The organism is Candidatus Limimorpha avicola, from assembly GCF_056978975.1.
On the sequence record NZ_DBMCYK010000004.1, the window covers coordinates 1 to 20,774 of the forward strand.

13 protein-coding genes and 2 pseudogenes are annotated in these 20,774 nt (G+C 37.0%); 8 read left to right on the top strand and 7 right to left on the bottom strand.

All coding sequences use genetic code 11. From position 1 onward, the window contains the following. The 6 genes from ACZOVS_RS02850 to msrA all read right to left on the bottom strand — a co-directional run. The coding region (locus ACZOVS_RS02850) for a choice-of-anchor J domain-containing protein (protein ID WP_483995724.1) at positions 1–2,360 on the bottom strand (2,360 nt) is incomplete at its 3' end. A 212-nt stretch (positions 2,361–2,572) separates the two neighbouring features. Further along, entirely contained in the window at positions 2,573–3,007 is a 435-nt protein-coding gene (locus tag ACZOVS_RS02855) for a 6-pyruvoyl trahydropterin synthase family protein (protein ID WP_483995725.1), read from the bottom strand. A 22-nt stretch (positions 3,008–3,029) separates the two neighbouring features. Then, a complete protein-coding gene (locus ACZOVS_RS02860) occupies positions 3,030–4,082 on the bottom strand; it encodes an endonuclease (protein WP_483995726.1) in 1,053 nt (350 codons plus the stop codon). Positions 4,083–4,267: 185 nt separating this feature from the next. Beyond that, positions 4,268–4,804 (bottom strand): manganese efflux pump, encoded by a 537-nt coding sequence (locus tag ACZOVS_RS02865; RefSeq protein WP_483995727.1) that lies wholly within the window; start codon positions 4,802–4,804, stop codon positions 4,268–4,270. A gap of 59 nt (positions 4,805–4,863) precedes the next feature. Then, a complete protein-coding gene (gene tnaA, locus ACZOVS_RS02870) occupies positions 4,864–6,237 on the bottom strand; it encodes a tryptophanase TnaA (protein ID WP_483995728.1) in 1,374 nt (457 codons plus the stop codon). A 334-nt stretch (positions 6,238–6,571) separates the two neighbouring features. After that, positions 6,572–7,093, bottom strand: coding sequence for a peptide-methionine (S)-S-oxide reductase MsrA (msrA, locus tag ACZOVS_RS02875; protein WP_483995729.1), 522 nt, complete (start codon positions 7,091–7,093; stop codon positions 6,572–6,574). A gap of 309 nt (positions 7,094–7,402) precedes the next feature. Here msrA and ACZOVS_RS02880 point away from each other — a divergent pair. The 3 genes and pseudogenes from ACZOVS_RS02880 to ACZOVS_RS02890 all read left to right on the top strand — a co-directional run. Beyond that, positions 7,403–8,430 (top strand): annotated as a pseudogene (locus ACZOVS_RS02880) (site-specific integrase); the annotation flags it as partial. A gap of 522 nt (positions 8,431–8,952) precedes the next feature. Beyond that, positions 8,953–9,258, top strand: a complete 306-nt coding sequence (locus tag ACZOVS_RS02885; RefSeq protein WP_483995730.1) for a hypothetical protein — start codon at positions 8,953–8,955, stop codon at positions 9,256–9,258. Positions 9,259–9,338: 80 nt separating this feature from the next. Beyond that, positions 9,339–11,018, top strand: a complete 1,680-nt coding sequence (locus tag ACZOVS_RS02890; RefSeq protein ID WP_483995731.1) for a DUF262 domain-containing protein — start codon at positions 9,339–9,341, stop codon at positions 11,016–11,018. Positions 11,019–11,498: 480 nt separating this feature from the next. Here ACZOVS_RS02890 and ACZOVS_RS02895 read toward each other — a convergent pair whose 3' ends face one another. Beyond that, a complete protein-coding gene (locus ACZOVS_RS02895) occupies positions 11,499–13,631 on the bottom strand; it encodes a PEGA domain-containing protein (RefSeq protein WP_483995732.1) in 2,133 nt (710 codons plus the stop codon). Positions 13,632–13,869: 238 nt separating this feature from the next. Here ACZOVS_RS02895 and ACZOVS_RS02900 point away from each other — a divergent pair, with 238 nt between their 5' ends. From ACZOVS_RS02900 to ACZOVS_RS02920, 5 genes and pseudogenes are all read left to right on the top strand, one after another. Then, positions 13,870–15,687, top strand: a complete 1,818-nt coding sequence (locus ACZOVS_RS02900; protein ID WP_483995733.1) for a hypothetical protein — start codon at positions 13,870–13,872, stop codon at positions 15,685–15,687. Between the two features lie 288 nt (positions 15,688–15,975). After that, positions 15,976–16,407: a MarR family winged helix-turn-helix transcriptional regulator gene (locus tag ACZOVS_RS02905; RefSeq protein ID WP_483995734.1), complete on the top strand. Its 432-nt coding sequence runs from the start codon at positions 15,976–15,978 to the stop codon at positions 16,405–16,407. Between the two features lie 54 nt (positions 16,408–16,461). After that, positions 16,462–17,793 (top strand): TolC family protein, encoded by a 1,332-nt coding sequence (locus ACZOVS_RS02910; protein WP_483995735.1) that lies wholly within the window; start codon positions 16,462–16,464, stop codon positions 17,791–17,793. A gap of 13 nt (positions 17,794–17,806) precedes the next feature. Next, a pseudogene (locus ACZOVS_RS02915) lies at positions 17,807–18,841 on the top strand (HlyD family secretion protein). Positions 18,842–18,845: 4 nt separating this feature from the next. Further along, a complete protein-coding gene (locus tag ACZOVS_RS02920; RefSeq protein WP_483995736.1) occupies positions 18,846–20,450 on the top strand; it encodes a hypothetical protein in 1,605 nt (534 codons plus the stop codon). Positions 20,451–20,774: the final 324 nt, after the last annotated feature.

A 20,774-nucleotide genomic window follows, 5' to 3' on the forward strand; every position in this document is an offset into this window, starting at 1 on the left:
ACCGGGACCGGTTCAACGTTGATGTCAACTGTAAAGTTGTCATCTGTTGAAGATGCCACTATATAATATGTACCGGGTACAAGATGCATGTTTTCAACACCGGGAACAGTAGAACCCAAAGTACCTGTAATAACAATATTATCTACACCGGTTGGATAGCCATAAGCATCAAAGCAACCAAATGCGAGATAAACAGTTTGACCCGCAAGTGAAGAAAGATCAACATTTATTTCTTGCCAAGGATTAATCACATTACCATTATTTGACCATAATGTCGTCCATGGGCCATTCGCTGAACTACTGTAGTTCACAGAAAGAGTATTAACATCACCAGCCCATGATGCAGCTATTCCGTAGAAAGACAAATTAATATCGATATAACTTGTCAAGTCGATAAGAGGAGTGATCAAATAATCTGTAACATCGTCACCGCCACAATCTCTATAAGCAGCATAAGAGCCTGAGTATGGAGGGAATGTTCCAATAGGTGAAGAAGAAAGGACTTCCCATTGATAATCACCATTGTAGGTTGTTGTCCATCCTGAACCCAAAGAGCCACTTTCGAAATCTTCTTCAAAAATAACATCTCTCGTTGCTACCATATCACGTGATCCGGCACTCAAGGCTATGTCATCGACATTGATAACAAACTGATCTGAAACATTAAAATGACGCAATGCTATATATACTTCTTGTCCTGCGTATGCACTCAGGTCAACAGTCTTAAGATACCAAGCACCCTGAGCATTAGTTCCACGCATTCCTTTTGCTCCACTACTTTTTGCTGTTAAAGTCTCTTCCCATATTGTAGTGAAGTCCGATGCAGAAGCATTGCCTGTTGTAGATATTGCTATTCCGTAATGTTCAGCTGCATACGATGCATCTTGAGCACATACATAAAATGAAAGTACCGAGTTTGCACTAATCATATATTTTTCCGGAGTTACCAAATAATTGTCCGGATTCAATGCTGCATATCCCGGATTATAATATGACTCCGACATTACACAACCAAGACTGCCATTATGTGGAGTTATTATCAAATATGATGACACCTCTGAACTGTGATTCCAATTATGTCCGTCTCCGTCGGCATCAATCTTAGTCCAGCCTTGTATTCCATCTTCAAAATCGAACATGAACTCATCGCCAGAACCTCCTTGACTGCCACCACCTGCTCCGATAACAGGGCCTGTATAATTGTTGTCAATGCCGGGACCCGGTTGTCCGCCAAAATCTTCTGCATAAACAGCTACTTTTGGATTCTCTCCTGTTGAGACAACAGCTGTGAGAAGTTTGTCTTCATTTACGGTTATTTTGTAAACAGCATCATTACCATCAGGATTTGAACCGGGTAACTGATAGTTGTCATACACTCCTGATACATTGGTCGTATATGGGAATGATGAAACAACCTGTGCCAACTCCCATACGTCCGGACATACAGGGTCGTATGCAATTGCTGTCAAATCATACATATTAACAGCTCTGTCATCTGTATAAGCTATCACAAGTTGTGCATTAACAGCTCCGGCTGTCGTGCTCCCTGTGGCTATCTCAAAACCGACTTCTTCACCATAGTTCAACACCATAGGTGTCTCGATTCCTTCAACCGAGAAGAATGAATTTGTAGGTTCTATAGCATTGATAGTCGCCGGAGCTCCAAGATTAGATACGTTCACTTCCAAAGGACGCATCCATGCTCCGTTGGGGCGATAACCCAAATCCATAGTGGATGGATTTACTGTAATCTCTGCACCATCAGGAAGTGTCATGTCAAATTTGACATTGGCTGCATAACTTGATCTGGTACCTGTTCCTGTCGGATATTCGGCATAAGACAAATTAGAATCATTTTGACGATACAACACTGCATTTGAAGTAGATGTATAATAATACTGCAATCCTGACGTCCAATCATCACATGTCTTAGCTACGACAACCACTAAATTGTTCGTAGCATCATAGAAATAAGGAGTATCCAAGGTAAATGTCTGCCATCCTGTAGATGAGCCTACGGTGACATCAGTGCCTGAATATACCAATGTCAGTTCACTTTCCGGTTGCCAGTCTGACGTTGAAGAATGTGAACTTCTGCTTGTAACACCCATATAAATTTTAAGTGTCGGAAATGTTAATGCTGAAGCAGTAGCACAATTATAGGAAATTGTGTTGATTGTGCCCGGCAGCATAAAACCACTCGCCGGATAGATTGTCTCATTCCACGAGTTCTTGTAAAAATTGTTGAACGGCGCATTATAACTCGACGTCGTTCCATTGCCAACGATAATTTCATTGGCTTGTGCTGCAAATGGTGCCATAAACACCAATAGCAACAAACATGCTATAAATTTTCTCATAGCGCATCAATTTTAGTTAATAATAATGTTAATTAGACTTAATATATTAATATACAATGTATTATCACATTTACACAAGGTCATGGACCTGTATTTTCTCACTCTTTTTGACATATTTTTGTAAAATTTTACGATAATATGACAACTGAAATGAAAAAAATCCTACAAAAAATATATATATTTTTAGAAAAATAATAAAATTTAGAATGATTCTAAATAGCAAACCATTCTGCAAACGAACTGTTTGTTTCTCTCAACATCAGGCGATGTAGCTCAACTCCGGGAGGTAATTTGTACATAATTCTTTTTGCAAAATCTTCAAGCATCATTTCTGAGGTAGGTTGATATGATACTATTATCACCTTTTCGAACCTTTTTCTTACATCTTCTATAAAATCCTGTGACATATTGGCATTCATAACAAAAGCATGGTCAAATTCTGAGATAATACTATCATTGACAATCTTTTTCAAATCACCGAAATCCATTACCATACCGTTTTTCGGATTCGAAGCATCATTTGCAGGTTCACCTTTTACAGTCACCTGCAGTTCATAAGAATGGCCATGAATATTGCTGCATGCTCCATCATATCCTAAAAGCACATGAGCCGCTTCGTAATGAAATATTTTAGTAATATATATCATACACCTTATTTATATATACTATTTATTTTGCAACCATTACCGTTTTTGTCACATAGTTTCCGTTTTCGCCTACGACTTGTAAAAACAACAAAGAATTATCATAAGATGAAACGTTTATGGTATTATAACACTCTCCTTTTACATCAAAAGAAGCCATCATGACACCTAAAGTATTGAACACATTGATTTTAACAATATTATCACCTTTAATGTTCAACATCGAGTTCGTCGGGTTTGGCCATACTTCCACTGTCACATCATTATAAAGTTCTTCTGTATTCCAAGTCGAACTCCATATCATCTCGGCAAAATCGGGATTATCTATAAAAGGATTTCTATTATGCTGGATGGCATATACCTCCTCATTTCTTTGTATCTCTTTTTCACTCACGGGGTCATCTCTATGCCATTCGAGCAGCATATCCACAGCCCATGCCTTGATAACCGACTTATTTGTCATTCCGCTTGAAGACCATTGAGCATCCTCACCATAATAACGAGTACTTACATAAAACAAAGACCGAGCTATATCGCCTTTATATTCATCTATAGGCTCGAAGACCTTATCATTATACCCTGACACAGAGCAATCACCAACTTTAGAGCCATTGCGTGAAGTCCAACTCGGGGAATCAACCTCTCCGAAAGGATAATTGCTTCTTCTATTATTGACATAACCATCAGTAGGCACGAGATGGAATAAGTCAGTACGCAACACACCATCATCATCAGACCATGACAATGCCCAGATATGTTCTCTGTTATAGCAATCTCCTTCACCTGAATAATTGCCACACTGATCGTTCCCAAAATTAAACACGTAAGGTGGTGTACCACCGGGAACATCAGAATACATATCCCAAACAGTACCATCAGGTTTTGCATCCGTATTTATGAAATGTGTCCATAATGCACTATACGACACACTGTTATGTCCTTTGATAATATTGTGCAATGCTGCTCTTAACTCTTCTCCAACTTTTCCTTCGGCAGAATCATAATAACCTGCAGGTTGGGCATTACATACAGATACACCTATTAATATTAATAGAATAACAAAATACAGACGTTTCATAATCAAAACCTTAATTTCAGTTAAACATTTATGCAAAAGTAATAAAAAAACATTTGACAATTCAAATAATATCAAATGTAATAAGAAATTAACTTTCCCATTTAATTTCTACAAATAAAAAACAATACATTAAATGGATGTATCGACATCAAAAAGATGCGAACATAAACATTATCATAAAAACATTATAAAGTCAGTAATCCCATAACAAGAATCACCAAGGAGAAAACAAGATTAAGAAGGCTATTAATCAATAACTTGATTTTAGAAAAAGGAGTAAAAGCCTCGGAAAACGCCCATACAAGAGCTGCGATCAAAATGACCAAAGGGGTAATATCACCGCACAATGGGAAATATTCATATCCAAGTCCCACGAAGAACGTATTGATACCTAATGCCACTGACAAGAATGACAACTGTTTGACATTGTCAACAACAAAAAGATTGCCGCCATTTCTTATCTTTATAGTATCCAACAACATTCTGAACATGACAATGAAACAAAGAACAACCGGTACGAATTTGGCATAATCTGAGAGAAGGTGCATAAACGAAGACCCAAGCAGTCTGCCTAGTAACCACATAACAGCCTGAATTATAGAGAGCAATACAAGGAAAAAAATCTTTTTTCCCAACCTTTGCTGCATATCGAGACTGAAAGCGTTGGAAGACACTGCCACAGGGAATGTCAATGCAAAAATAAAGATTATTGCTTTTATCATGTATATAGAGTAACAAGATATGTCTCTCTCTTTCAAGAGAGAGACATATAATATAAATATTACAAACGTTCCAATTGAACAGTAAAGTGGCGCATCAATTCTGCTTCCCAGGTAATACGGACGCCGCGTTTAATTTCGTTTCTGCGGTCGTAAACATTTTTAAGGGCGGCAGCGATGACATCCATGTGATTATTGGTATAGACACGACGAGGGATGCAGAGGCGTACCAAATCGAGACCGTTGAAACGGTTTTCGCGTGTAATCGGGTCACGGTCGGCGAGAAGATAACCTATCTCACAAGCACGTATGCCGGCTTCAAGATACAACTCTATTGTCAATGTCTGAGCAGGGAACTCCTCCTTAGGTACATTAGTCAACACTTTTGGTGCATCAACGAAGATGGCGTGACCACCGGCAGGACGCTGATAAGGAATGCCATATTCATCCAATTTAGAAGCAAGATATTGCACTTGTCTGATACGAGACTCGAGGTTGTCAAATTCGGTATTCTCATCAAGACCAACGGCAAGAGCCTCCATATCGCGGCCATTCATACCGCCGTATGTGAGATAACCTTCACATACAATACCTCTCACTTTTGCCATATCGTACCATTCTTGTATGTTAGTAGCAAAAAATCCGCCCATATTGACAATAGCATCTTTTTTGGCACTCATCGTCATACCATCAGCATACGAGAACATCTCTCTGCATATCTCCTTGATAGTCTTATCTTGATAACCATTTTCTCGCGTCTTGATAAAATAAGCATTTTCAGCAAATCGGGCAGAGTCGAATATCACTTTTTTACCATATTTATCAGCTATCTGACGTACTTCGCGCAAATTTTGCATCGATACAGGCTGTCCGCCGGCAGTATTGTTGGTAATAGTAACAATGATAAACGGCACTTTGTCAGCATGTTCTGCAAGACAGGCATCGAGTTTCTTAGGATCGACATTACCTTTGAAAGGCACTTCAAGTTGAGTGTTTTTAGCCTCATCCACAGTACAGTCGATAGCAAAAGCCTTACGTGACTCTATATGACCTTTTGTAGTATCGAAATGAGAATTTCCGGGCACATAGTCACCTTCTTTAACAAGGACGCCGAACACCACATTTTCGGCTGCACGTCCCTGATGAGTAGGCAGTACATACTCAAAACCTGTAATTCTCGTTATCGTATCTTTCATTCTATAAAAAGAACGTGCGCCTGCATAACTTTCGTCTCCAAGCATAAGAGCCGACCACTGACGATCGCTCATCGCTCCGGTACCGGAGTCAGTCAGCAAATCTATATAAACCTGTTCCCCTTTCAATTGGAACACATTATAATGAGCCTCTTTAATCCATTGTTCACGTTCTGCTCGTGTACTTTTTTTGATGGGTTCAACCATCTTGATTTTCCATGATTCTGCAAATGGTAATTCCATAATTATCAATATTTTAAGTTAATAAATTTTCAAAAATTAAATAGAAAAGATTATTCATCTTAAGGCAATGTGGCACAACAAGGCATCAAAACCTGTCTCTATCTTTGATGTTCAGATAAGTAAATTTATATGTAGGTTGAAATATCATATCTTTTAACTTGCCTACAAAAGTATGAAACATTTGGCAGAAAGACAACAAAAAAATAACCTTTCGTTTAAAAAATTATTATTTAGTTAAAATATGAACTAAAAATACAATAAAACGAATCATATTCAACACTATGACAAGACAAAGAAAAAACTTATTTTTCAACAAATACTAAAATCCAATAAATCATTTTGATTTACAGTTTGCATTTTTGACAAATTCGAAAAGCTCACGAGACAAATGACAATAACCTGAAGGATTTTTGTCGAGATAATCCTGATGAAAGTCCTCTGCAGTGAAAAAGTTCTGAAGAGGCAACAATTCAACCATCATCTCGGATTTGAATTTCTTCTGCTGTTCCGAGAACACCTTTTCAATAACAGGCAAATCAGAAGGCTCGGTATAATATACACCTGTTCTATATTGTACACCCACGTCATTACCTTGTTTATTAAGACTTAAAGGGTCTATGGCATAAAAAAACATATCAAGTATTGACTCAAGACATATAACAGAACTGTCATAGCGAACCCGTACCGTTTCTGCAGCATGAGTTGTTCCGGAACACACTTCCCGATAAGAAGGATTATCTTTTACACTGTTGGCATAGCCCACTTCAGTATCCGTTACACCATTCAACATCTTAAAATAATGTTCAACGCCCCAAAAACAACCACCTGCAAGGTATATTTCCTTAATATTTTTCATAAGACATGTTTATTTTTAAAAACATATATATTAATGACAAAATTACATAAAAATGCTGGAATAACCTCGAAAAATTGGAAGAATGACGCTAATTGTCTTAACATCAATGTCATTACGGTGACAAACGATGACAAGACTGAAAAGTGTAAAACGCAATAAAAAGCGGAATATAGAAAGAGAACGGTTCTCAAATCGTTACCCGAAAAAGTGCGATTTTTTGCAGGTGGATAAATGTTGCGTCGATTGTCATCGTTTTGCATAGCAATGGTTAACTCGTTGATATTTAGTTTTGCACTTTAAAAAACGAGTATGGCAAGAAGTACATTTAAAGTGCTGTTTTACGTAAACGGCAGCAAGGAGAAAAACGGTATTGTCCCCATCATGGGACGAGTGACAATCAACGGAACGGTGGCGCAGTTCAGTTGCAAACAGAGCATTCCGAAAACCCTTTGGGATGTGAAAGGCAACCGAGCCAAAGGCAAGAGCATAGAGGCTCGTGACATCAACCACGCTTTGGATAACATCAAGGCACAAATCATCAAGCACTACCAACGCATTTCAGACCGAGAAGCGTATGTAACCACCGAAATGGTACGCAACGCATATTAAGGAATAGGCAGCGAATATGAAACGCTTATCAGAGCATTCGATAAGGATTGTGCCAACTTCCTCAAACGTGTGGGTAAAGACCGAACCATCGGAACATACAAGATAATGGTAAGGGCGAGAAACTATGTCGCAGCCTTTATAAAGTCGTTCTACAAGCGTAACGACATGTCGATGTTGGAACTTACGCCTGACTTCATCAAGGAGTTTGCCGTGTTACTTTCCACCGACAGAGGATTGCAGAACGGCAGTATCTGGACCAACTGCATGTGGCTGAAAAGTGTGGTGATGCGTGCGCACTTCAACGGACTTATTCCAAGAAGTCCGTTTGCGCAGTTCCACATCAGTCCCAACATCAAGGAACGTGAGTATCTGACGGAAGATGAGCTGAAAACATTGATGACACACGAGTTTGCGGACAGCAAGCTGTCCTATATCCGTGACATCTTCGTGTTCGCCAGCTTTAAGGCACTCTCATTCGTGGATATAAAGGAACTGACCACCGATGATATTGTGGAGGTAAACGGTGAGAAGTGGATAATATCCAAACGGCACAAGACAAAAATTCCTTTCCAAGTGAAATTGCTTGATATTCCTTTGCAGATTATCAAGCGTTACGAGCCGTTCCAAACGGACAAATCGGTATTCCACATCTGAACTACTGGTCTATCTGCAAACCGCTGAAAAAGATGATAAAAGAGTGCGGTATCACGAAAGCAATCTCATTCCATTAAAGGCGAACTGTATTCGCGCGAGTTCAACCAACATTTCAGGGCAGACAAAACGATATGTTCACTTAAAAAGGACAAGGATGGCAATTTCAACCTCAACATAGATGGTGTTTCGCATGTCAGTTGGTTCAGGCGGAAGAAAGACGAGTTTATGCAATCATTGGGAATGCCGACAAGAAAGCAAAATAATGGTATTCAATCGTAAGTCAAAAAAAAGTCTGTGATATTTGGTGTCATATCGAGAACTTTTTGTACTTTTGCATTCGGATTGAGGAAACTCTTTCCTAGACATATTTTAGAAAAGAAGCGTTATGCTTATCTTGTAAGTTAGAAACCTGAGAAATTTCAAACGTAGTACAAGGATAGCATAGTGGTTTTCACGCTATAGCGTGGACTGTTGTTTCCATATCTGTACTACAAGGTTTTCTCAGGACCTCTAACTTAAGATGTGGCATTGCAGTTCCACGCTTCGGTGTATAAATAAGAGGTCTTCAAGGGACTGGGAGATCATTTGTTTAAATTATGGCTATTTCAATGATTGATCGTCGTAGTGCATGGTATGACATCTATGACGAACGTGGAAAAAAACAAAAAACACTCAGCGAAAATATCGGTGAAGTACTTGGCTGGGCGGCAAATTTCTTCGTTGTAAGACGAAGTGCATGGTACGATTTATATGATGAATCAGGTAAAAAGTACAAAACGCTTAGTGAATATATCGGTTCATTTGTTAGTATCTCAGGTGATACATTCATTGTAAGGAGAAGTGCTTGGTTGGATACTTATGATAGATTTGGTAAGAAAATTAGTACACGTCCAGCACGTTAAACAGAAACAAATCAAGGTAGAATTTACAAATATTCTACCTTGATTTTGATAATTTTCACACAACCTCATAATTGAATAATATGGATTCTTTGACTAATATCAGCCGAATGTTATCGGGTAATAATATTTATGTACCTAATTATCAACGTGCTTATTCTTGGGATACAGAATTTGACCCAAATAAAACAGCACGGCAGGTAAATACTTTTTTGATTGATTTACAGGATTATATTAAAAGCGACTCTTCATCTCGGTACTATTTCGGACATTTCTTATTTGAAGAAAAAAGTGAAACATGTTTTGGTATTATAGATGGTCAGCAGCGTTTAACAACGATAACCATATTTATTGCAGCCCTATTCAGCAGATTAAAAGAATTTAGAGTTTTAACCGATGAAGAAGATTTTGCTTACAAAAGCATGATAAAAGTCAGACAGGTTTATCATTTTTCTACAGTTGATTATGACAATCAATTATTTAAAGATTACATAATCAATCAGATAAAAAAAGACCATAGTGGTTTGGATACTAAATCAAAACAAAGAATTGTAGATGCCTTTGACTTTTTTGTTGAGAAGTTCTCTCAAATGGAAGAGTCTCAAATAGTATCATTGTTAAATGCTGTAATGAATGCTTCCTGTACTACACACATTGTTAAAAATGAAGCGGAAGCTATTCAAATGTTCATCTTTCAGAACAATAGAGGTAAAAAGCCGTCTAATCTTGAAATTATAAAAGCTCAGTTTATGTACAATGTACATTTATACGGAGGTGCGGAAGATGAAAAGAATGATTTGATTGATGAGATTAAAAATCGATTTGAAGAGATATACAAATCAATTTCCAAGATAGAGCATAAAATAGATGAGGATAATGTATTGACTTATACACTCCGTGTTTTCTTTAATTCTTTATGGGAAAGTAATGCTATACAACGAGTTAATGCTGAATTGGAAAGCGATACCCGTATTGATTTCATTCGGGACTTTACCAGAGAATTAGCGGCTTGTTTTGAACAAATTAAGTCATTTTTCCAATCAGAAAAAGAACAGATAGCATATCATTCCTTGATTTTGTCAGGGAATTATGGATTATTATTTCCTTTCGTCATCAAAGCCCTTTTACATGGAGTATCAGACAGCGATATGCTACGACTTGCAAATTCTTTAGAGTCTATTTTTGTCAGACATCGCGTAATAGGCACAAGAGCTGATTTAACATCCCGATTAAATGATGTTTTTAAAGAATTCGACGGTAATATCGAACCAATCATTAGCCATATTGATTGGATGAAAAAACAAGATGGTTTGTGGGGCTATTGGAATGATAACGAATTAGAACGTACATTACAAGGGTGGATAAAACCCGACATTGCCAAAATATTATTATGGAAGTATGAAAATCACCTAATCCAGGCAGAAGGTAAACTTGGCTATTCTCCAGTTAGGTACGAGTCGATTAAAAATCCACATTTGGAACATATTGCACCGCAAACGGAAAATCCTGAAAGTGGATATGGTGAGTATGATGATGAATTTAAGAATCATTATATAGATTGTTTGGGCAATTACCTTTTGTTATCCGCGCATCATAATATTTCTATCGGAAACATTCCTTTTGAAGAAAAAAGAAAAACTTATACCCAATTGCGCCAACAACAAGAAGTTAGAGATATGACCGAAACAGAACGCTATTGGGATAAAAACAAAATAGCAACACGAAAAGAGAAAATTTTGAAATTCCTACTTGAAGCACTTTAAAATGTTTCATAAGTAATATAGGGGAAGTTTTTGTAGAAGAACTTCCCCTACATTACTTAATAGCATTTGTATTTTGAGTATTCAAACAATTTAAATACCTTTACAAACGAGTTATTTGAACGCAATTCATAGCAGAACGCTGCAAATGGCACAGTTGCCAAGTCATTACCTCAAAATCGGGTAATTCTCCCAAAGTCCTTATTATAAGGACCTAAGAAAGCTATTCCAAAATTACATATAAATTTTACAGAACCAACATAAGAAATATTATAAATCCCGTAAATATGATAGCAACCAACAAAAGTAAATTCTCATTGTTTCCGACTTAATATTTGTTCCCCGTTTAAACTATGTGTAATATATTTCCTGTCAATGTATTACATTCAATATCCAAACAAAATCATTTTACCTTACAACAACAGCATAAAAAATTCCAAACGAGTTATTACAATACTTTACATCATTTAAAGACGGGATCTATCAAAAGAATTTATACCCCAAAGTAATCATCAACATATATTGATTCATGTCCTCTATTTCAACAAACTCTCCTCTTGTATGATAACCCAAACCTTCAATAAAACCGGCATCACCTTCAAAATCTGTCAGACCAATATTAATACCAAGATCAACTGTTATTCTTCCCCAATCCGCACCCAGATCAATTTTCAATCCGATCATATTTTTAAAATCCGTTTTTTCAGTATTATTTTCCACTTCCACCTTCTGGTCAAGCAACAGTTGAAAAACCGGACCGACAGCAGCTCTCAATTTCAACGGCTTTTCTTCCCCCTGAAAGCCAAAAAGCAAAGGAACAGACAAAGATGAAAATTCAAGAGTAGCATTATCGTAATTTTTCATTGACAAATCATATTTAGTATTATAATAGAGCAATTCCGGTTGTAAAACAAAGCCAAAAGAATCTGATTCATCTATACGGTTTATTACAAAACGTGAAAAAACGCCAAAAGCAAATCCAAAATCCATTATTGCATAATCTTCCAAGATATCACTATTATCCAAACCACTCACATGTAAGCCCACCATAGGTCCGCAACCAAAATCCAAATGCAGTTTTTGTTGTTTTTTCCTATCAATCACTTTTTTATTTTTAACCACAGCAGTTTTTTTTATGTCATCTGCAACATTATCATATTTTTCATCTTCAAAATTTATCATTATGACATCATCACTTCCCGGCTGTATATTTTCCATTTGCATTACAGAACGTCCATTTCTTTCAACTTTAAAAATGTATTCTTTATAAGACAAGAACAATTCCAAAGGACTCTTCCCTTTATATTTACCATCCACAAATATCTTGTCTCCATCTTTATTAGTTAAGACTTTCACTCTTTTTCCCGGCAGTTCTTTCTGCATTTTCTCCTTTACCTCCAACACCTCATTCTCTTTAATTGTTATTGTTTTATCTACCGGAACAAAACCGTCTTTCACGAGTCTCAAATCACAGGAACCTATCAAAACATTTGAGACGACAGCCGGAGTCTCTCCTTTCAGTTCACCATCGAGATATATTTTTGCACCCATTGGCTCGCTCTCCACATTCAGAGTGCCATAAACCGGAACAGGGTCAGGTATCGTAACATTTGCTTCATTTTCTGTCATCAGTTCCACAGTCCGCATTGTTGTATGGTGAGAATATCTTTTTGCCTCAAACAGATGTTTCCCCTTTGAGATTTTTCCGGTCCAGGACCCCTGTCCTTTTCTCTCTCCATCGACATAAATATCTGCCTGTTTGTCAGTCGTCACCGTCACATACACAAAATCGGCTTTCATCTCCATTATCACTTCAGTAATACTGTCATCATTAACTTTCACCGTTCTCTCCATGCGTTCATACATTTCTTTCATTACAATCACACTATGTTCACCACTTGGTATCTTGTCCGACATAAAAGGTGTTTCCCCCATCTTTTTCCCGTCAACAAACACCAATGCGCCACTTTCAGGAACACTTGTCACATGGATGAATCCGTATGCAGGACGCAATTTCTTTTCTATTACCGTTTTCTCATCATAACCTATTTTTGCACTTCCGTTCTCTGTATGATACAAGTCACATTCAATTCTCCAAGTGTGTTCTTCTCCGGCCACGAACGATTTATAAACCTCTTTCTCACCCACAAAATCATCATCTATATATATCACAGCATGAGGCTGGTCTGCTTTTATCACTAAATAGTTTGTCATTATCCTGTTAACATTCTCAGCCGCTGTCAAGACCATCAAATAACATGTCTTTTCTTTCAATTCATAAGGCATGTCGTATATCACCCTGCCATAGTCATCATGAGTTATGGTAAGAGTACTTCGTCCCGGAGAAAGATAAACCCATATCTCACCTGAAGGGAAAGTCACATCCACTATCTGAGTTGCCATATCTCCGGTAAAACGGAACTTTCGTCTTTGCTCTCCATTGACCCCCACTGTCGTTATCCTCAACAATGCACAGTTAAACCCGTTACGGTCCTGTTTGGGATTTATCCTCGCCGTCAAGTCAGCCTCGTCAGGTTCTATCGACAATACCTTTATTTGTGGAAAAGACAACAATGTGGCAAATACAAACAATATGGATATCAGGAATTTCTTCATGGTTTAATATTTTTCCTGCAAAAATAAAAAACACGAATTTTATTTAAAAATTTATCCACAAGATTTTTTTAGTGTCAATAATTTTTTTGATACGGATTTATCGAGATGCCATATATGGTGTTTTTAATGGAAAATATATATATACCAAAAAACAGATTTTTTTTAATCTAAAAAAAGTCAAATGACTTCGTACAACATACAGAAAAAATTACTTAACTTTGCACATATTAAAAAAAATATGAAAAGAGCATTACTTTTATTGTGTTTATTGACATTTTTCGATCTTACAAATGCCCAATCTTCTAAAGGAAACAAAAAATTGGTCAATACCATCAAAACTGATTCAAAATATTATTACGGTGAAAGCACTGATTGTGAAAATATTGATGAATGTAACAACATAGCTTTGGATGCATTGATGGAGAATATTGAACATAACTTCAAAGCCAATATAATATATATTTCCAATGACGATGCCGAAGAATGGATAAGTAAAGTTTTCGGTACTTTTAAGAAGTTAATATCTACCAGTTCAGATCAAATTATAGCTGATGACAATCATATTTTAAGATATATTAAAAAAGATGAATTCGCTGAGATTTGCAATGAAAGAGAAAGGAACATTCATTTTTATCTTAAAGAAGCTTACGACAAAGAGCAACAGATGATGACAGGTGATGCATTAAAATATTATTATTGGAGCGCTCTGTTATGTCTGTCGCATCCGAACGGCAATGAAATACTATGCATTGACCCCGAGACAAACATCAAAGTGCCCGCATACAAATGGATAGTCAATCATATCAACGACATGCTCAACGATATAAACATTGTGCCCAACAAATACAATAGAAACGACGATGTCATAGAACTTGTGTTCACAAACAATGGAGATTACGTCAGCAACCTAAGTTATCAATACTATGACGGACAAAGCATGCGTCCCATGAGAGTCAACAACGGCAAATCCCAAATACAATTGAAGAACAAAGACATAGACAAGATAGACATACGCATTGACACAGAATTCCGCAATGAAGCTGAAAATTTCGACAGAACCGTATTTTCTGTAATGACGACTCTCAACAAACAGATACACATGACCGGTGCCAATAAAACGGTAAGTATTGAAAAACTCAAAGTCACGAAAGAACAGCCTCATGAATATCAAAGAGAAGACCTGAAAAAGAAACAGGAAAACACCAATAATCTTATAGATGAATATGGCGTTGATGAAAAGAAATACATCAAGTCGATGGAGATAATAGAAAAAGCGTTGCGCAACAGGAAAATAGAAGACGCAAAAAGTTGTTTCTCCCCTGAAGGCTATGACATGTTGCAGCGTCTTGCCAGATTCGGCAACATGAGTGTCATTGGTTTGCCGCAATACAAGTTTTTACATTTCAACAACGAGGTGATATGCCGCAGCATCACCATGCAATTCGATTTCAAAAACAATGCCGGATTTAGCGAAGACGTAGTGTTTCGTTTCGATGACAGTACCGGACTTGTTACATCTATTGCTTTCCGTTTGACCGACATGACGGAATTCGATATACTCGGCAAAAAACAATGGGATGAAAGGTCAAGACTCACACTCATCAACTTTCTTGAAGATTATCAGACTGCATACGCCTTAAAACGAATCGACTACCTTGACCAGATATTTTCGGATGACGCTTTGATAATAGTAGGACGTGTGATGCAACGCCGCAAATTAGTAGATGGTGTGTATTACAAGGACGAAAGTTTTATAGAATTGAATCAAAAAACCAAAGCGGAATATATAAAAAGTCTGAACAGGGCTTTCAACAGCAGGGAGTATATAAATCTTAAATTCAGGGATACCAATTTCATTCAGGCTGCCAATGGAGAAAACCTTTTCGGAGTACAGATAAAACAAGAATATTATTCAAATTCGTATTCCGATGTGGGTTATCTTTTCCTTATTGTTGACTTGCGTGAAAAGTTGCCTTGTATTCATGTGAGGACCTGGCAACCTAACAAGACAAAAATAGAAGATTTGATAAATCTGAACAATTTCCGTTTTAACTGATGTGAAAAAACAGTTGTAATGACGAACTGCCAATTTATTAGTTTTGTTGCAAAAATGCTGCCACTGTCCGATAAAACAGGATCTCCATTAAACTCATATACGCACAATTCAAATAACTCCAACATTCGCACAATATTAACAGATTAAGCCGATAAATTAATAATCTCAGATAACATATTTTGAAAAAATTCACTCCGAACAAAAAAAAGTAAGCAATAGCAATTATTTTTTCGACTATCTGCAAACATCTTTAAAATTTCAGTATATTTGCAGCCAAATTATTCTGAAATGAAAGAAGTTTTATTAGGAACAACCGTTGGTAAACTCAGAAATAAATTACACCGTTTAATGAAACTGAGGTATGCTTCCGAAGCCGACACCAAATTAACTGTTGAGGAGTTTATCCTGCTTAACATGATTGGAGCAAAAACCGACCAGATACTGCAGAATATCGCAATTGCTACAGGCAAAAACAAATCGGTGGTGATGCGAATGATTGACTCTTTGGAAAGTAAAGATCTCGTCAAGCGTACCGTCAACCCTGAAGATAGACGTGAAAATTTATTAAGTATCACTGAAAAAGGAGAAAAAGTTGTTGCCAAATACCAAGAAATAGAAAAAAAATTGTCATCTGAGCTGCTTCAGGATCTGTCTCCGGAAAAACTTGCTGTCTTTTTTGAAGTCATAGATGAGATATCCCATAAAGCAGACAGTATCTGATATTTTTTTATAATTTTAGTTGCTAATGTAAATTATTTATAATATCAACAATATATGAAACATTTGATTAAAACGATAATAACAAGTATAATTTTGCTTTGTGCTAACGAGATAATGGCACAAGCATCAGAACGTTTCATGAGCATAGAAGAACTTTTCACGCTGGCAGATGCCAACAATAAAATCATCAAAATCTATGAATATGCAGTTACAGGAGCGGAACAGAACATCTCCATTGCCAAGAACGCACTTCTTCCGGACATTGTTTTCTCGGCTTCTGCATCATACAACGGAGACGCATGGGTATCTGACAGGGACTTCTCCAATGGTCAGACATTTTCATCTCCTCATTTTGGAGACAATTTTTCAATAGAGGCTTCCCAAGTCGTCTTTGCCGGAGGAGCAATTTACAATGAAATCAAAGCCCTTGAAATAGGGAAAGAAATAGCAGAATGGGATCTTGAAGAACATCGGCAGGAAGTATATTTTTTATTGACAGGATATTTCTTAGACCTATATAAATACAGAAACCTGTTGACAGTATATGACCGCAACATGGAACAAACCATGCAGATCATACACGACATGAAAGCTCGTGAATCTGTTGGAATAGTACTTAACAACGATATTACCAGATATGAAGTACAATATCAAAATCTAAAATACAAGCGTACGGAATTATTAAGTTCGATAAAAATATACAATGACAAGATTGTAACATTGCTCGAGCTTCCTCCCCAAACAGAAATCTTTCCGGACTCAACATTGCTTAAAAACAGAATGGAAAAACACGAAGAATCTGAATTTCAAAACATTGCGAGCAAAAATTCTCCCCTATTAAACAAAAACCGTCTTGCAATAGACATGCTTTACAGAAAAGAAAAAACTGTAAAAGCAGGAATTATGCCGCATTTGAACTTAATGGCAGGCGACAATCTTAAAGGTCCAATAACATACGAAATTCCCGTACTTTACAACAACATCAACACATGGTATGTCGGCATGGGACTTACATTCAGCATTGGAAATCTGTATAAGACTCCCAAAGAACTCTCCTATTTAAGAACCTCAATAGAACAAGCCAATTTTGAGCTATCTTTATCAGAGAATAATATATCTCACAATGTACGGGCTGCATATATACATTATCTCGACTCTTTCGAACTTTTGAAGACACAGGAAAAAAGTCTTCAACTTGCAATTGAGAATTATGAGATTACATCAAACAGATATTCCAACGATTTAGTTCTTGTCACAGATCTTGTCGATGCCGACAATTTGAAAATAGCTGCCGAAGTTCAACTGGTCAATGCACAAATTAATGTAATCTACAGCTATTACAAACTGTTGTATGAAACCGGTACGCTTAATTCCATTAACAATTGAAAACTTAACTAATATGAATAAAAAAACAAGAAAAAACATTAACAACATTATTGCAATAACAATAATTTTATGCGGACTGTTTTGGGTCTGTTCCAAATTCATTCATCTTGGACGTGTAGAATACACCGACAATGCACAAATCAGACGTAACATAATACCGGTAAACTCAAGAGTCCAAGGATTCATACAAAAGGTATGCTTTGATGATTTCGAATTTGTCCATGAAGGAGACACTTTAGTAATAATAGAAAGTACTGAATATGAACTCAAAGTAGTACAGGCAAAAGCCAATTATGAAAAAGCACTCATGGAAAACACTGCAATGGAGACTGTCATCTCCACTACTGAAAACAATCTGACTGTTTCAGACGCAAACATAGAAGAATTGAGAATAAGGCTTACCCAAACAGAAACAGATTTTCAAAGATACAAACAATTGCTGGAGCAAAATGCAGTCACCCGACAGCAATATGACAATGTAAAAGCAGACTACGAAGCCACCAAAGCCAAATATGACATGCTTATACGTCAGAAAATGAGTACTTCATTATTGAAAAAAGAACAAACACAACGTTTGGAACAGAATCAGACCAATATTGAAGTCGCAAAAGCCGCACAGAATCTTGCTGAGCTAAACCTTTCATACACTGTAATTGTATCACCATGCGATGGTGTGACTTCACGGAAAGCAATACAGGAAGGACAGCTAATACAGCCGGGACAGACACTGCTGTCGGTTGTAGAACACGACAATGTATGAGTAATTGCCAACTATAAAGAAACTCAAACAGCAAACATCAAGTCAGGGATGCCGGTAAGCATAAAGGTTGACGCAGTACCGGGAATAGAATATTACGGAAGCGTAGAAAGACTTTCTAATGCCACAGGTGCACAATATTCGATAATTCCTCAAGACAATTCTGCCGGAAATTTTGTAAAGATAGAACAACGTATCCCTGTAAAGATTGTCTTTACTGACAAAAACAGCAGAGACGCCATAGAACTATTACGTTCCGGAATGAATGTTGAATGTAAAATAAAATATTGAAAGCATGTCTTCACCAACATCATCACCGGAAGAAATATCCTCTGCAAGACGCATTATGGTATGGAAAGATTTCGTACCATTATGGTTACGATTTCCTTTAATGATACTTATCATCATCGTTTTCATGTTTTCAGGAGGAGTTTATATGTCAGCAGTTGCCGAGATGAGCGGCAGTCTGTCGTGGATAACCGAAGATATCATGATGGCGGGATATGCTTCCATGACAGGACTAACGATGGCTTTCCCGCTATTGTTCAGGATACTTTTCAGATTCAACACAAGAGACATTCTCCTTGTTTCCGCTATAATATTCATCATAAGCGACTTTCTGTGCATGGTATCCGACTTTCTGCCATTAGTAGTTTTGCTGTCATTTATCAGCGGTTTTTTCAAGATAGTCAGCACGTTTGTATGTTGGAACAACATACAGCTCAAAATTACACCTCAACGTGATTTTGCCATATTTTTCCCATTTTTGTTTACTTTTGTTTTAGGCAGCGTCCAACTTGTCAATATTGCTACAGGATACAGCATATATGCCTTCGACTGGAAAGCAATGCACCGATTAACTGTTGGGGCATTCATACTGATATTTGCCTTGATTTATTTCTGCATGAGACGTCATTACCGGCAAGGACCGTACATACCATTCAAAGGCATTGATTATATAGGAGGGATATTGTGGAGCTTATGGTTGTTATGCATAGTATTCATCTGTGTTTACGGAGAACATTTTGACTGGTTTGACGGAGAAGAGATACCTACTGCTATCATCATCTCAATAATACTGTTAATGATGTGCCTTTACAGAGCCTGCACCATCAGGCATCCGTACATCAATCCCGGGACATTCTCCCAGCATAACATGCTGTTCATATTCATACTTTTCGGATGCATGACGTTAATGTCTGCTACTTCAACTTCCATTCAGAATACATTTACATCCGCAATATTAAATTTTGATGCACGGCACAACGCCGATCTCAACTGGGGTATAGTAACAGGGATAATCTTGGGAACAAGTTTCTTTTATTCAGCCTTGAAAAAATGGAACTGGCGTATCAAAAAGATTGTCTTGACAGGGTTCTTTTCATTCATGATTTACCAAACCTTGCTTTACTTTCTGATTGACGCCTCTACAGAAAAATACATGCTTTATTTGCCGCTAATATTCAAAGGAGCCGGAGTAAGCATTGTCTATACTTCCTTAACATACGCATTAGCGGGTTGTGTAAGCTTCAATTATTATTTTGAAGCCATGTGTGTCATAGGATTCATACGAACCAGTTTCGGAGGACCATTAAACTCAGCCATCATAAAACGCATTTTCAACTATGCAAAACAGGAAAACATTGCAAATTTAGGAAGCTACATCGACTGTATGTATCAAAACACAGATTCATTCACCTCACTGTATAATGAATTTCAAAGACAAATCATTATGGTAAGTCTCAAAGAAGTATATGGTTATGCAGTCATTGCTTCTATCTTCATTCTGATTGCCATATTAGCATCGGATTACAGAAATTTCATAGACTCAAAGACCAATAAAATGTTGAAGATGTTCAATATCTGGAAACTTGTAAACACAAAAGCAGATAAAGCGTAAAATACCGATGGAAAAAACGAAGGCAATGAATTCATTATCTACAACTACTTCCACATCAAGAAAAAAATATCATAAAGAACTGATTGACAACAACATTTTCCAAACAAGTCATATTTAAACAAAAAAAAGACTCATAGTTAGCTATGAATCTTTTTTTATTTAATTGATAACCAATTACCTTATTAATATTCGTCCTCATGGAAGAAATTTATTAGTATTGATAATCAATGTATTAAATCAAAACCAATGAAATTTGCGCAAACAAACCGCACCGTCTGAGACGGCCTGAGGCGATGGGAGGAAAGATTGGACAAAAAAAGAGTA

Coding starts and splice junctions, on each gene's coding strand:
- ACZOVS_RS02855 (WP_483995725.1), bottom strand. CDS start 3,007: ATGATATATATTACTAAAATATTTCATTACGAAGCGGCTCATGTGCTT.
- ACZOVS_RS02860 (WP_483995726.1), bottom strand. CDS start 4,082: ATGAAACGTCTGTATTTTGTTATTCTATTAATATTAATAGGTGTATCT.
- ACZOVS_RS02865 (WP_483995727.1), bottom strand. CDS start 4,804: ATGATAAAAGCAATAATCTTTATTTTTGCATTGACATTCCCTGTGGCA.
- tnaA (WP_483995728.1), bottom strand. CDS start 6,237: ATGGAATTACCATTTGCAGAATCATGGAAAATCAAGATGGTTGAACCC.
- msrA (WP_483995729.1), bottom strand. CDS start 7,093: ATGAAAAATATTAAGGAAATATACCTTGCAGGTGGTTGTTTTTGGGGC.
- ACZOVS_RS02885 (WP_483995730.1), top strand. CDS start 8,953: ATGGCTATTTCAATGATTGATCGTCGTAGTGCATGGTATGACATCTAT.
- ACZOVS_RS02890 (WP_483995731.1), top strand. CDS start 9,339: ATGGATTCTTTGACTAATATCAGCCGAATGTTATCGGGTAATAATATT.
- ACZOVS_RS02895 (WP_483995732.1), bottom strand. CDS start 13,631: ATGAAGAAATTCCTGATATCCATATTGTTTGTATTTGCCACATTGTTG.
- ACZOVS_RS02900 (WP_483995733.1), top strand. CDS start 13,870: ATGAAAAGAGCATTACTTTTATTGTGTTTATTGACATTTTTCGATCTT.
- ACZOVS_RS02905 (WP_483995734.1), top strand. CDS start 15,976: ATGAAAGAAGTTTTATTAGGAACAACCGTTGGTAAACTCAGAAATAAA.
- ACZOVS_RS02910 (WP_483995735.1), top strand. CDS start 16,462: ATGAAACATTTGATTAAAACGATAATAACAAGTATAATTTTGCTTTGT.
- ACZOVS_RS02920 (WP_483995736.1), top strand. CDS start 18,846: ATGTCTTCACCAACATCATCACCGGAAGAAATATCCTCTGCAAGACGC.